Source organism: Pseudomonas weihenstephanensis (assembly GCF_016812185.1).
Lineage (GTDB): Bacteria > Pseudomonadota > Gammaproteobacteria > Pseudomonadales > Pseudomonadaceae > Aquipseudomonas > Aquipseudomonas weihenstephanensis.
This window is the reverse complement of the sequence record NZ_JAAEBV010000006.1, coordinates 31,435-46,284: the sequence shown is the minus strand read 5'-3', so window position 1 is coordinate 46,284 and position 14,850 is coordinate 31,435. Positions and strand designations below refer to the sequence as shown.

8 protein-coding genes are annotated in these 14,850 nt (G+C 57.8%); 5 read left to right on the top strand and 3 right to left on the bottom strand.

What is annotated here, in order from left to right; all coding sequences use genetic code 11:
* Positions 1-5: 5 nt before the first annotated feature.
* From GYN01_RS18705 to GYN01_RS18695, 3 genes are all read left to right on the top strand, one after another.
* Positions 6-560 carry an RNA polymerase sigma factor gene (locus tag GYN01_RS18705; RefSeq protein WP_048400158.1) on the top strand — a complete coding sequence of 185 codons (555 nt, stop codon included), beginning with the start codon at positions 6-8 and terminating at the stop codon, positions 558-560.
* Entirely contained in the window at positions 557-1,546 is a 990-nt protein-coding gene (locus GYN01_RS18700; RefSeq protein ID WP_203307596.1) for a FecR domain-containing protein, read from the top strand. Before GYN01_RS18705 ends, GYN01_RS18700 begins: the two co-directional genes overlap by 4 nt.
* Positions 1,547-1,719: 173 nt before the next feature.
* Positions 1,720-4,155 (top strand): TonB-dependent siderophore receptor, encoded by a 2,436-nt coding sequence (locus GYN01_RS18695; RefSeq protein ID WP_203307595.1) that lies wholly within the window; start codon positions 1,720-1,722, stop codon positions 4,153-4,155.
* A gap of 33 nt (positions 4,156-4,188) precedes the next feature.
* Here GYN01_RS18695 and GYN01_RS18690 read toward each other — a convergent pair whose 3' ends face one another.
* A complete protein-coding gene (locus tag GYN01_RS18690; RefSeq protein ID WP_048363681.1) occupies positions 4,189-5,064 on the bottom strand; it encodes an AraC family transcriptional regulator in 876 nt (291 codons plus the stop codon).
* Positions 5,065-5,198: 134 nt separating this feature from the next.
* Between GYN01_RS18690 and GYN01_RS18685 the strand changes: the two genes are divergently transcribed.
* Both GYN01_RS18685 and GYN01_RS18680 read left to right on the top strand, forming a co-directional pair.
* Positions 5,199-6,104: a DMT family transporter gene (locus GYN01_RS18685; RefSeq protein ID WP_048363213.1), complete on the top strand. Its 906-nt coding sequence runs from the start codon at positions 5,199-5,201 to the stop codon at positions 6,102-6,104.
* Positions 6,105-7,118: 1,014 nt separating this feature from the next.
* Complete coding sequence (locus GYN01_RS18680) at positions 7,119-12,638, top strand: NEL-type E3 ubiquitin ligase domain-containing protein (RefSeq protein ID WP_203307594.1); 5,520 nt, start codon at positions 7,119-7,121, stop codon at positions 12,636-12,638.
* A gap of 45 nt (positions 12,639-12,683) precedes the next feature.
* On the opposite strand, the gene GYN01_RS18675 is transcribed toward GYN01_RS18680, so the two are convergent.
* Both GYN01_RS18675 and GYN01_RS18670 read right to left on the bottom strand, forming a co-directional pair.
* A complete protein-coding gene (locus GYN01_RS18675; RefSeq protein ID WP_203307593.1) occupies positions 12,684-13,673 on the bottom strand; it encodes a 2-hydroxyacid dehydrogenase in 990 nt (329 codons plus the stop codon).
* A gap of 210 nt (positions 13,674-13,883) precedes the next feature.
* The gene (locus tag GYN01_RS18670) at positions 13,884-14,816 is read right to left on the bottom strand and encodes a LysR family transcriptional regulator (RefSeq protein WP_048363216.1); all 933 of its coding nucleotides are present in this window, start codon (positions 14,814-14,816) and stop codon (positions 13,884-13,886) included.
* Positions 14,817-14,850 lie beyond the last annotated feature (34 nt).

Sequence of the window (14,850 nt, the reverse complement as noted above, 5' to 3'; positions counted from 1 at the left end):
CGCCCATGAATCCTCCCGACCTTCAGGAAGGCCCCGACAGCGAATCGCGCCATGGACGTGCGCATTTCCTGCAGGTTTTTTTATCCCAACGCTTGCAAATGGAAGCGCTGGTCAGCCGCCGCGTGGGTTGTCGTGCGACGGCAGCTGATTTGGTACAGGACTTATTTGTGCGTTTTTGGCGCCGCCCTCTGGTGCAGGTCGAAGAGCTGGGCACCTACCTGCTGCGGTGCGCGGGCAACATCGCTATTGATCATTTACGCCGTGAAGGCTCGCGCGGGCGAATCAACCAGCAGTGGCAGACTGAACCTGATAGCCACGGCTGTGAGCCGCAGGCAGCGCTTGAGGCGGGCAACGATTTACGTCAGGTCGAAGCCGCGTTGCGCACCTTGCCCGAGCGCACGCGGCATATCTTTTTGCTTAATCGCATTCATGGCCGTACCTACGCCGACATCGCCAAGGTCATGGGCGTGTCCCAAAGTGCCGTCGAAAAACATATGATGCGCGCCCTTGAAGCCTGCAAGGCCAGCTTGCGTGAGCCACCGACAGGGACAGCGCCGTGATCAACCGTTCGAACCTCCCCATTACCGCTGAGCAAGAGCGCACGGCGCTGGCGTGGTTGAGCGTATTGCACGACCAGCCCGACAGCGGCGACCAGGCCACCTTCAGCCGTTGGTTACAGGCAGACCCAGCCCATGCCGAGGCCTACGCCCAGGCGCAAGTGGTGTGGGAATTGACCGAAGTCGCAGGTAGCCAGTTGGCAGATGAAGACGCGTTGGCGATGCAGCGTTACCTGTCAGCCATGAACGAATCCAAACGCAGTCGTGTGTGGCAGTGGTCCAGTGGGCTGGCTGTCGCCGCATGCCTGCTGCTGATGGTTGGCGTGTTTGCCGGGTGGCAGCCAGCACGCTGGGTCGATGATTTGGGCGCCGACTATGTGAGTGCGCCGGGGCACGTGCGCACCATCACGCTGGTGGACGGCTCGCACATCACACTGGATGCCGACAGCGCCCTCGCGGTGAATTTCAGCGCTGGCGAGCGCCATGTGCAGCTGCGCCGTGGCGCGGCTTTTTTCCATGTCACCCACACGGGCGAGCCGTTTGTAGTCGATGCCCATGCGGGGCAAGCGCGGGTGCTGGGCACTGAGTTTGAAGTGCGTTTGCAGCCCACCGGTGCGCAAGTGACGGTGTTGTCCGGGCGGGTGGGTGTGACGGCTGGCAAAGGCGCGCCGCAGCAGATTCTCACCGCTGACCAGCAAGTGGCATACCGTGCCGGCGTCACGCAGACGCTGCATGCCGCGCACGCTAAAAGTCAGCTGGGGTGGCGAACCGGGTGGCTGACGTATGCAAAAACGCCGCTGGTAGACGTAGTGGCGGACCTCGAACGTTATTTTCCGGGGCACATTGTGTTGCTCAATGCCGAGCTGGGGCGTCGGCGTATCAGTGGCAGTTTCCCCAGTCGCGACCCGCAAGCGGTGCTGGATTCTTTGCAGAGCGTGCTGGGGTTTGAACAGCACAGCGTGCTTGGACGGGTGATTGTGTTGCGTTGACGCCTTCGCCCATCGCCATCCTCTCCTTTCGGCAGAGGATGGCGATGAGGGGAAAATCGTCACCGCGATTATTTTTTCAATCCTGGGTGAGGTAAACCCCTCGCCGATCCGTGTAGTGCTTGAAAATGCGAAAAATTCGCATTACGTAACAGGTCGACACACAGGTCATGAGCATGAAGTCCAAGGCAATGTCAGCGCCAAGCGGTTTGGTTAAACAGTGGTTAGGTGCGTCTGCGTTATTGATGGCCGGTCTGGCATTGGCCCCGTTGAGCGTGGCTGTGGCCGCAGAGGCCACCGCCCATCACACCGAGCGTGAATTTGCCTTCAACCTGCCTGCCGAATCCTTGCCTCAGGCGTTGAATGACTTCAGTCGGCTGACCGGCCTGAGCGTGGTCTACACCGACGAAGCACCGTATGGTTTGCAAGCCCCCGCGCTCAAGGGCCGCATGAGTGCCGAACAGGCATTGCTTACCTTGCTCGCGCAGTCTGGCTTCACGGCCCGACGCACAGACGCCCACACCTTCGCCCTCGAACCCGCGCCGACCGCAGGTGCCTTGAACCTGGGCGCCACCCGCATCACTTCGCTGGCGCACAACGACACCAGCTACCAGCCCCCCGCCGTGACCTCGGTGATGCGTGGGCAGGGCGACACCCTGCAAATCCCGCACACCATTAACGTGGTGGCAGCGCAGGTGATCCGCGATCAGGTGCCGCGCAATCTGGACGATGCACTGAACAACATCAGCGGCATCACCCAGGGCAACACGCTGGGCAGCACCCAGGACTCCGTGATGAAACGCGGCTTTGGCGACAACCGCGACGGCTCGATCATGCGCGACGGCATGCCGCTCGTGCAGGGGCGCGCATTGAATGCCACCGCCGAGCGAATCGAAGTGCTCAAAGGCCCGGCCTCGTTGTTGTATGGCATTCAGGACCCCGGCGGGGTGGTCAACGTGGTGAGCAAAAAACCGCAACTGGAGCAGTACAACGCCCTGACGGTGCGCGGCTCAACTTACGGCTCGGGAAAAAACGGCAGCGGTGGCAGCTTTGATAGCACCGGCGCGCTGGGGGATTCGGGGCTGGCGTATCGCATGATCGTTGATCACGAAGATGAGGATTACTGGCGCAATTTCGGCACGCACCGCGAGACCCTGATTGCCCCGTCGCTGGCGTGGTACGGCGACACGACCCAAGTGTTGCTGGCTTACGAACACCGCGAGTTCCTGTCGCCGTTTGACCGGGGCACCGCCATTAATCCTGCGACCAACCACCCGTTGGACATTCCGGCCACACGTCGTCTGGACGAGCCGTTCAACAACATGCAAGGACGCTCGGACCTGTACCGCTTTGAAGTCGATCACGACCTTAACGATGACTGGAAAACCCACTTCGGCTACAGCTGGAACCGCGAAACCTACGACGCCAGCCAAGTGCGGGTCACGGCGGTCAACCCGAAGACCGGCACCCTCACGCGCAAAATGGACGGCACTCAAGGCGCAATCACCACTGACCGTTTTGCCACGCTCAGCCTGCAAGGCAAGGTGCAGGCGGCAGGTATGCAGCATGACGTGGTGTTCGGGCTGGACGATGAATACCGCAAGATTTACCGCGCCGATTTAATCCGCCAAACCAGCCAATACCCCTTCAGCTACCTCAACCCGGTGTATGGCCGTGAAGTGGCCGGCGGCACCGTCAGCGCCAGCGACAGTAACCAGACCGACCTGCTGCGCAGCGATTCGCTCTTTATGCAGGACTCGATTCACCTTACCGACCAATGGATTTTCGTCGCAGGCGGGCGGTTCCAGAAGTACGACCAGTTGGCGGGCAAAGGTCGCCCGTTTACCGCCAACACCGACAACAACGGTCAGAAGTGGATCCCGCGTGCCGGGCTGGTGTATCGCTACACCGACGAGCTGTCGTTCTACACCAGCTTCACCGAATCGTTCAAACCCAACTCCACCATCGCCCCGCTGACCGGCGGCGTGGTGCTGGACTCGGCCATCGCACCTGAGCAGTCCAAGTCTTGGGAAGTGGGGGCCAAGCTGGACATGCCGGGGCGCATCACCGGCACCGTGGCGTTGTATGACATTAAAAAACGCAACGTACTGGTGTCCACCACCGTGGGCGAAGACACGGTGTATTCAGCGGCGGGCGAAGTTCGCTCGCGGGGCTTGGAGCTGGACGTCAGTGGCCAGCTCAGCGACCAATGGAGCCTGATTGGCAGCTACGCCTACACCGATGCCGAGGTGACCAAAGACCCGCTCTACAACGGCATGCGCCTGCAAAACGTGGCCAAAAATAGCGGTTCGCTGTCGGCCGTGTATGAGGTCGGCAGCGTGTTTGGCGGCGATAAATTGCGTCTCGGTGCGGGTGCGCGGTATGTCGGCGAACGTGCAGGGGACGCGCTCAACGACTTCGACCTGCCGGGCTACACGGTGGCCGATGCGTTTGCGACCTACGACACGCAGGTAGAAGGGCAAAAGGTCAAATTGCAACTCAACATCAAAAACCTGTTCGACCGCACTTACTACACCTCGGCGGCCAGTCGCACCTTCGTTTCGATGGGCGACTCGCGGCAAGTGTCCGTGGCCAGCACGCTGGAGTTTTAACTCACTGCGCCGCCTTGGGCAGCGACTGCGGGTTTATGGCCTGAACGCCGCGCGGTATTCGCCCGGCGTACCGCCCAGCGTGTGTTTAAACCGGTTGGTGAAGTGGCTGGCGCTGGCGAAACCGCAGCTCAGCGCGATTTCGCCCAATGCCAGCGAGCTGTGCCGCAGTAATGAGCGCGCTCGACTCAAGCGCCGTGCCAGCACGTATTGATGCGGTGCCACACCAAAGCTTTCACGAAACATACGCGCAAAGTGATAAGGCGACAGCGCGCACTGCGCCGCTAGCTGGCCGATGCTTAATGGCTCGGCCAGTTGCTGTTCGATGGTGTCCACCAACTGGCGGCGCTGATACGCCGCCAGTCCGCCCTTGAGTTGCAAACCCTCGCGTAATCCCACCTGGCTCAGTACGGCGTGGTCGAGCAATTCGTTGGCCAGGCTGCTGGTGAGCATGCGCTCGCCCGGTTCAGTCCAGTTCATCTTCAGTAATTGATGAAAGCGCAAGGTTTGCTGCGCATCGTCCAGAAACGTGTATTCACGCAATTGCAGGGTGCGCGGTTCTTTATCGAGCAGGCTGATGCAACCGAGGGCGAATTGCGCCTGACTGACATACACATGGGCCAGACGGATTTCGCCATTGATGACCCATGCCGATTGGTGCTCGGCAGGCAACACGCACAGTTTGCCCGGTGCCCCTCGGGCGCTGGGTTGCTCACGCCGAAACGTACCGGTGCCGCCCGAGATGTAGCACGACAGGGTGTGATGGGTGGGCGCTTCATAGTCGCGGGCATCGTGATGGTTGGTCCACAAAGCGGCGGCCATGCCGTCACCCAGCTCGGCGCAGTGCTCAAGGCGAGCATTGGGCGAGCGGCTCATGGACTGAAACACTTGCAGGGTGTCGAACGCGGTCATGGTCATTTCTCCAACGCCTTGCATCCTACGCTGCCTTGTCAGCGCCGCCAGCCCCCGAGCGACAAAAGCGCAAGAATCTGCAAGTGCCCGGGCAGGGCGCGATTCACACTGAAGGTCATCTTCAGGAGCGTGCCATGAACCTATCTTTGTATCTTTTGACCGTGCTGATTTGGGGCACCACTTGGCTGGCGCTCAAGTTGCAGTTGGGGGGGGTGGCGATCCCCGTGTCGATTGTGTACCGCTTCGGTCTGGCGGCGCTGGTGCTGTTTGTGTTGCTGCTGCTCACGCGCAAATTGCAGGTGATGACCCGGCGTGGGCACCTGATTTGCCTGGCACAGGGGGTGTGCCTGTTTTGTGTCAACTTCATGTGTTTTTTAACGGCCAGTCAGTGGGTGACCACCGGTTTGATTGCCGTGGTGTTTTCTACCGCGACGCTGTGGAATGCGCTGAATGCGCGGATTTTCTTCAAGCAAAAAATCGCCCGTAACGTGTTGCTCGGCGGTGGTTTGGGGTTGCTGGGGCTGGGTTTCTTATTCTGGCCGGAACTGAGTGCCCATACCGCGACCCCGGACACCTTGCTCGGGCTGGGCCTGGCCTTGCTTGGCACGATGTGTTTTTCGGCGGGCAACATGCTGTCGAGCCTGCAACAGAAGGCCGGGCTTAAACCGCTGACCACCAACGCGTGGGGCATGCTTTACGGTGCCAGCCTGCTGGCGCTGTACTGCGTATTTAACGCCATTCCCTTCACCATGGAATGGAACACCCGTTACATCGGTTCGTTGTTGTACTTGGTCATACCGGGTTCGGTGATTGGCTTTACCGCGTATTTGACCCTGGTTGGGCGCATGGGGCCGGAGCGGGCCGCCTATTGCACGGTGCTGTTCCCGTTGGTGGCGCTGAACGTATCGGCGTTCGCCGAAGGTTATCAATGGACAGCACCGGCCTTGGCGGGGCTGGTGCTGGTGATGCTCGGCAACGTGCTGGTGTTTCGCAAACCCACGCGTGTCATGCCCGACGACAAGGCGGCCCAGTTGGCGTAACGAGTTGTCAGAGGTCGTACATATCTAACGTTTTACGCTGGCTCAGGTCGTTAATCTCAAGGTTTATCACCCTGAGTACGCCCTATGACCCTGTCAGCCAATGAAGCTCTCCCTCTGTTTACTTCTGAGTCAGAGTGGGTAGATGGTCGCGTGTTGGATATGTTGCGTCAGTCAATCACCGTTCAACTGGCCTCACTTACACAGGCAGAGCAACGTCGATACCGTCAGCTTGTGCGCCAGCATTTGACGTCGTTAAACAACCTTGAAAAAGAAGATCAGGCGATCAAGGAGGCATTCAAAACCCGAGGCGCGGGATTGATTCGGGCTCGACTGTTAGCGTTGACGGGCAAAGACCTAGACCCTCATAAGGTCTATATACACACCCGGTTTCTCGATATACCAGAACGGTTCTCTGCGTTGGCGACGCGATTAAAACGCTCCTCCGGCGCAGCAGAGGATGAAAGCGACGTAGACGTTTTGCCTGAGCCGCAGCCGATTCGTGATGAACATGCGCCTGTGGTTCATGTTCTTAGCATGAGCCTGTGGCAAGCCGCCTGTATGAACTTTGGTTTCCTGTCTTATTTCGCCAGTTTCAGAGGCGGCAGCCTGATAAACGCCAGCTATATCAATGCCTCTAAGGGCACTGACTTTCGGCACCCTCAAATCCCCGAAAGTATTGATTCAACTTCAATTATCTCCGTCAGAACATTTGTTGACGTGGCACGCGCGCTGAACCTGGGGATGAAACTTCGAGAGCAACTTGAGGTTTCAATGGCCGAAGGCGCAAGTTTGCAGACGCTTTTGCGCACGTATACAAAAGCCCACCTACAGTTTTGCTTAATGGAGCTATACCGAACGTCTGCGCGCTCGCGCAGCGCGAGAACGGATATCCAGGCCCTCAGTGACGTGCTTGTTAACCCATTGGGCCGATTGCGTGTCACCCCTATCGTCCTGACAAAAAAGTTTAAAGTGGCGGAGTATTGGTTTGGTCATGGTTTTCGTCCGCAAAGCGGAATGACTATCTCGAACCGTCCCGCGCCTGAATTTGAGTGGGAAGAGCATCACATTACTATTCCGCTCTATCAGATTGAGTATGTGGGCGGGCAGGGGCTGTTCAGTTTTTTCCCAGGGCGTCCAAACGGTGAGTTGCGTTTGCACGCCAATCAACGCCAATTGATTGCCGATTTCAGGGCTCAACTGCTCAAGGCCCGCGCGGACAATATGTTGGATTGGTTTGAGGCGCATTTGACCGCTCCCTTCTACGAGAAGCTGACCGAGGTTATTCCCGACGTCATTGACGCCACTCACTTCAACTTCGTTGGCAGACTGCCCAGCATCAAACGTGGCTGGATCGCCTTCGACGAGTTGGGGTTCAAGCCAATGAGTGTTCGTACCTCGCTGGAAGAGACGCTGTACACCTTCACCCGCGAGCAATACCTCTACCGCCTCACGCAAATGGCAGTAGAAAGGTCGGTCAAGGATTGGGAAGACGTGGTGACGATGGCCAGCACGTTGCTTGACGAAGTGTCGAGTCTCTTGTTGATCCCGATCCCCGGCGCGACAACGGGATTGTCGCGGGCGATTAAATTTTTATTTCTCGGTGCGACGGCGCGTAATGTCTTCGGCGCATTACAGCAAGCTAGCCAGGGCAACCATGCGGGTCTGGCTCAGACGCTGGTCGATGCGCTGGATATTCTGATTACGTCAGTGTTGCACTCAAAAGCAGGGCGACTGGCGCACCGCAGGCACTTAAACGTGTTGCAAAGCATGGGGCAGCCCCGACCCTATGCTCGCAGTGACGGGACCACCGATTTATGGATGAGCGATCCGGCCCGCTTTGCAGCCGTACCTCAGGACGTCACACACAATATGGCGCCCGATGAGCACGGTATTTACCGGCACGCCGGGCGTGATTATGTGTGGATTGAAAAGGACGGCCGTAAATCGGTCGTTGAGGTTGTTCGCAATCCACAAGGCACATGGCAAGCCATCGCCAGCGCAGCACCGGCGTCATATCGACCGCAAGTGGTGTGGGATAGCACACAACGGCGCTGGTCCTTAAAAGCCTATGACCTGAGTGCCTTAAGCGATGCCCAATTTTTGCGCATGATGACGCTTGATTTGACCGAGCAATCGGCCAGCGTCGCGCTGGGTATCAGCGCTGTGACGCGCGACCAGTTGCAAGGCATGTGGGCGGGTGGCACGGCTCCACCGTCATTGGTCGATGCGGTCACCCGAGCCCAGGCAGATAGGTTGCTCGAGCACTGTTCGCAAAGTTTGAAAGATGACGCCTCGGCTTTATCCGTTATTGAGCGGCCTGTGCTGGCGTTAATGACGCAACTTGACTATTGGCCTAAAGATAAGCGTCTGCGTGTGTTTGACCACGACGGTCATTTGAACGAGGTCTATGGCCAGTCCTGGCGAGCGGGCGACGGATCCAACACGTTGGACATCAAACGTCTGGATGACGGCGAGCTTGTATTGAATTCGCCTTCAGTCCTCAATGCCTTTGGTGAGGATTTTTTTAGCGCGGTCATCCGGGAGCTCTCGTTACCGACCACTAAAGCACAGATGCTCCAGTTGCTCTCAACACAACTCATTACCCATAAAGCCGCATTATTTAATGCCCTGACCCTCAACCATGGCCGTCTCCCGCCAAGTGGTGTGGCAAGCAGCCTGGACCTCAATTTTCTCCCGCTGGAGTCCCCAAGGAAGGTGCCGGAGTTGCCCGTTATCCGCACGCTACGGGATTTGCATGTGGGTCTGTCACAGGCTCGATGTGCTGAATTAATACGGTCTTTTCCCGAGCTTGTGCGTTACATGGCCCACCTTGATGAGAGCCGTACACCGCGTGTCGCCTCTGAGATTTACCACCTGCCTGAAACGCTATACAACGCGATCCGCCAGGCCATCTTCACGGCCCGGGTCGAGCGCATGCTGGATGGTATTTACTACCCGCGGGTGTTTAACCCGGATGTAGATCAATGGTCTCGCCTCACCAGTGCAGCGTTGATCAAAGAGTGGCAGGGCGCGGAGTTGATCATTGACATGAGCGCTATCGACAAGGGGGCCGCTCACTACAAATACAGCAACACGGGGTGGGTGATTATCGACCATGGCCGCGGCAAGTACTCCGCTTATGACACGCACACCCATGCGCCTATCCCGGCGATAGAGGGCCCGGACAGCTTTTTTGAAGCGTTGATCGCGGGGTATAAACCCTCTCCCCTGCACGAAAGACGGCTCAGTGATCACATGTTAACGGTACAAGGCTGGCGTACAGCCGTGTTCAAGCGGCTTATAGGCCAACGAACCGCGCAGGGGTTCATTGATCCCAAGCGGCCACAAGTAAAGAGCTATGCACTGAAGGATGCAAGGGTGATAGCCGATGTGCAGCCTGACAACCAAGGGCAGTACACCCTTGATAATGCTTCGGCCATCGTCATTGACGCTCACTGCTATGAAGTGCAGCGGCCCTTCAATGGCGTAGTCACTTCAATCGTTGATCCCGACAGTTTTGCCAAGGCACCGATACGTGCCTATGGCAACGGCGCCGGGGCCTGGCGTCATCAATTTGAGCAGCCAATGGAGTGGGACGGACAGTATTTGTTCAGGCGTTTGGGGTATGACGCCTCGCACTTTGACTCCGATCAAATCACGGCCATTTTGCACACCAGCGGTACGAGCGAAGAGATGCTCAGGCGCGTGCACGTCAACCATGAAAAACCGCCGCCTTTATTGGTCGATACACAGCAGCGATTCAAGCTCGTGCGCAGCCTTGAGAGCTTGCTGTCTAAAGCGGCTGGCGATGTTGACGGCTCATTTCTCAACGACATCACCGACGCGTTTGAGGGGGCGCATCAGCAGGGCGTTATGGCGGCTTTAACCTTTGAGCAGTTACAGGCATTCAGGCAGCTACTAAAACCGGGTGACCTCTTTTATGACGTGCTGACCCAAACCCCGAATAAAGTGGTGAATGCCCATGTGCTTTACCACTATCTAACCCGATCTGACGGTCTCATTACCCCCGCTCTGTTTGACCTCATCGATCAACTTTCCGAGCGCCAGCCTGACCCTGGCGTGGCATTAATCAAACGTGTTTACCCGAGCCTGACTGGCTGCATCGCCGCAGACCTGGTGGGAAGTGCGAAAGCGTTTGAAGTTGCGCAGATGAAAAATCAGGGGCATGTGCCTTTGCGTTTGGCGCAAGAGGCGCGATGGTATGGACGGGAGCTGCGGATCAACCGCGCCATTGAAGGCTTTTATTTACCTGCCCTGCAAAATAACGACAGTGTGAAGTTAATGATGCACTGGCTCGCAAAGCTCCCCACGTGGCCAGCCAGCGTCAAGATCAACGTGCATGAAGACGCCCTTGGCGGGACCTTGATCAGTACGCTGGGGGCTGACAGTGCTGCTGTGCAGATCACGGTTTTGAAAACAAGGCAGGGCTGGAGCGCATCTCTGGTATCAGATGAGGCTGTCAGCGTCAGAGGGCATGACCTTTTCAGTGTGCTATTAGCGGTCCTGCCCAATAACGAGCGTCAAGCATTGGGGGATACCGATGTGGGCGCAGCCGTTTTGCTCAAGGAGCAGTTGACGTTAAAAGCCGCCGAGAATCGTGATGTGGCGTTTCAAGCCCTGGGCATGGTTTTCCCCAAGCCGTGGTTTTCGCCTCCCCAACGATTGGCCGGCGGGCGTATCGGCTACACATTGAGTGGCCGGGGAGGCGCGACCGAGCGTTGGTCGGGCGATCTTTCATTCATCAGGCGTTATAAAAACCTGTACCCCGCCAGTCACCAGGGCGAGCCAGCGCGGGCCATTCAAAGAATGCGTGATCGCGGATTGAACATGGGCGTCGAATTTACTCGACTCGAAGCCGAGTTCGCTTTGTTGGAGCAGCAGCTGAAAGAGTGGGTGTCACAAAAAGTTGACTTTGAAACGTGGGACCTGAGTGCCAGTGACCACAAGGCCGAGATAGCCCGCGCACTGGTTCGCGCGTGGCGCAAAGAAACACCGGTCCTTACAAATGAAGACGGGGCGATTGTGGGGTACACCCTGAACCTGGAGGGGTGGCGGGTTGCTACCTTGCCAGTTCTGACGGCGAACTTTGGGCGCATCAGGCAACTGACCTTGAACGACACACGGGTGGGCGCCGGAATGGGGCTGGGAGTGACAGAAAATATCAATCAGTTCCTGCGTTGTTTCCCCGCGCTGAGTGTTTTGAAAATGGAACGCTGCATCCTGTCTCACTTTCCTGAGGCCATTGGTCAGCTTGACAACCTGACTGAGCTGTCCCTTTCCCACAATGCAATGCGTTTGGATGAAGCTAATTTAAATGCGTTAGCCCTGCTGATTCGGTTGCAGCGTCTGAACCTGCAAGGCTGTAAGTTATCGACGAAATTCGATGCCCGAAATCTGACAGCGTTGCGGGTATTAAACCTTGCCAATACCGAAACAACGACCTGGCCACTGGGCGCGTTGCAATTGCCTCACCTCACACGTCTGGATTTAACCGATAACCACATTCATGAGTTACCGCCCGCTGTACTGCTAGGTTCTGAGGCCATCAATCGCACTACCTTTTTGCAAGGCAACCCGTTGGAACCCGCTGCTTTGAGTGAGTTGCAGGCTTACCAGAGGCGCACCGGTATCAGTTTTGGTCTGCATCACAATGCCAGCCACCCATCACTACAGCCGTTTGACGCTGGGGTTTGGCTCAACGGGCTTGATCCTCGCGTAAGGACAGTCCGGCAGCAGGAATGCGAGTTGCTGCAAACAGACCCTCAGGCAGAGGCCTTTTTTGAATGGCTTGGCCGGTTGACCACGACGGCTGACTTTACCAATGCCCCGCAGGATCTGGCCCTGCGTGTTCAGTCACTGCTCCACGCAGCCGCCCTTGACGAGGGCCTGCGCAGCGCACTCTTTGAATTGGCAGCCGAGCCCAGGCAATGCTGTGATTCAGTTTCGATGCTATTTAGCAGGCTTGAGCTGCACGTGCACGTTAGTGCTGCCCTGGCCTCTGATGATCCGGTCCAGGCTGAACTCAACCTAGCGCGCCTTATACGCGGGGAGTTTCGCGGGCATCAACTGGATCGGTTGGCAAGCGTGGAGGGTAGAAAAAGAGGCGGCACCGACGTGGTGGATGAGCTTGAAATCGCCCTTTATTACCGACTGCAATTAGCCGATGTGTTGCAGTTGCCGGCGCAACCTAAACACATGCGATTCAATACCCTTGGCACCGTAGATGCGCATGTGATTGAGCGGGCGCGAGATGCGGTGCTGGTTTTGGAGGGGGGCGAGTTAATGATCAATTACATGACGCTGAACCAGTTTTGGGTCGGCTTTTTAGAGAAACGTTACGCCGATCAGTTCAAAGCGTTGAATGCCGTAAAGGCTGAAATTGATTTTGAGGCAATGGGCGATACCGAGAACGAGCGCTACACCGCGACCGTGGGCAATTTTGAGAGCTGGAAGCGAGAGCGTCAGGTCTTGCTTAATGCCTTGACTCACACCGCGCTGGGCAAGTTGACGTGATTTAAACCAACCCCGGCGCCTTGTTATCAAGACGCCGGAACCGCATCAGGCTGTCCACACCTGCGGGTTCACCAGATCCTGCGGACGCTCACCGAGCAATGCGCTGCGCAGGTTAGCCAGCGCACGATTGGCCATCGCTTCGCGGGTTTCATGGGTGGCCGAACCAATGTGCGGCAGGGTGACGGCGTTTTTGAGCTGGAACAATGGCGATTGAGCCAGTGGCTCTTTCTCGTACACATCCAGCCCGGCACCGCGAATCGTAGCGTTTTGCAGGGCCTGGATCAGTGCGGGTTCGTCCACCACCGGGCCACGGGAAATGTTCACCAGAATCGCGCTTGGCTTCATCAGTGCCAATTCGCGCTGGCCGATCAGGTGTTTGGTTTTGTCGCTCAATGGCACCACCAGGCACACGAAATCAGCTTCGGCCAGCAGTTGGTCGAGGCTGCGGTATTGCGCGGCCAACTCGTGCTCAAGCGCCGTCTTGCGGCTGTTGCCGCTGTAGATGATGGGCATGTTGAAACCGAAATGGCCACGGCGTGCCACCGCGGCGCCAATGTTGCCCATGCCGACGATACCCAGGGTTTTACCGTGCACATCGCACCCGAAAAGAGCGGGCGGAACGCTGGCTTGCCATTGACCGGCCTTGGTCCAGGCGTCGAGTTCAGCCACCCGGCGGGCGCTGCTCATGATCAGGGCGAAGGCCAGGTCGGCGGTGCTTTCGGTGAGCACATCGGGGGTGTTGGTGAGCATGATCCCGCGTTCGTTGAAGTAATCGACGTCGTAGTTGTCGTAACCCACCGACACGCTGGACACCACCTCCAACTGTTTGGCGTTTTCCAGTTGCTGGCGCCCCAATTTGCGACCGACGCCGATCAAGCCATGGGCGTGAGGCAGGGCGTCGTTGAACTGCTGGTTGATATCGCCGAGTTTGGGGTTGGGCGCGATGACGTTGAAGTCCTGTTGCAGGCGCTCGATCATCTCGGGGGAGACACGGCTAAAGGCGAGAACAGTTTTTTTGGTGCTGGGAAGGCTCATCGGAACAAGACTCATCGGCTGTCGGGAATGCAAGCACGCTAACATTCATGGCTGAAGATTGCAGCGCCTCAACCCCTCTCCCAGAGGGTGAGGGGGCTAAAAGCGGTCTTGTGTTCAGTGAACAGGGGGCTAAAAGCGGGGCGCCAATGTCTGAAACACCACCTGTCTGCTCCCTCTCCCTCGGGAGAGGGTTGGGGTGAGGGCTGCGACTCAGCTATACGTCGCGAGTTCCGTCTGGTGCGCGGTCAAGATTTCTGGCAACGAACCACGCAGGTATTCCACCCACGTCTTGATCTTCGCATCCAGGTATTGGCGCGACGGGTAGATGGCGTACAGGTTCAGTTCTTGGGAGCGGTATTTGGGCAGCATGCGCACCAGTGTGCCGTTGCGCAAACCGTCGATAGCCGCATACACCGGCAACACGCCCACACCCATGCCACTGGTGATCGCGGTTTTCATGGCATCCGCCGAGTTGACCAAAAACGGCGAGGTGTTGATCAACACCATTTCTTGACCTTCAGGGCCGTCGAACACCCATTTATCCAGCGGAATCACCGGGCTGACCAGCCGCAGGCAGGCGTGGTTGAGCAGGTCGCTGGGCTTGGTGGCGGTGCCGTTGGCTTTTACGTAACCCGGCGAGGCGCACACGATGCTGTAGGTAATGCCCAGACGCTGGGACACAAAACCCGAGTCCGGCAGTTCGCTGGCCAGCACGATCGACACGTCATAGCCTTCGTTGAGCAAGTCCGGCACGCGGTTGGCCAGGGTCAGGTCGAACGTCACGTCCGGGTGGGTCTTGCGATAGCGCGCAATGGCGTCGATCACAAAGTGCTGACCGATGCCGGTCATGGTGTGCACTTTCAGTTGCCCGGCAGGACGCGAATGAGCGTCGCTGGCCTCGGCTTCGGCTTCTTCTACATAGGCCAGTATCTGCTCGCAACGCAGCAAATAACGTTTACCGGCCTCAGTCAAAGCGATGCGCCGGGTGGTGCGGTTCAATAGTCGAGTTTGCAGGTGGGCCTCAAGGTTTGAGACCGCGCGCGATACGTTGGCGGTGGTGGTATCCAGCATGGCGGCGGCGGCCGTAAAACTTCCGGCTTCGGCCACGCAACTGAACGCGCGCATGTTTTGCAAGGTGTCCATGGGGTGCTCTCAGAGGGCAATAAAAGGGACAGCA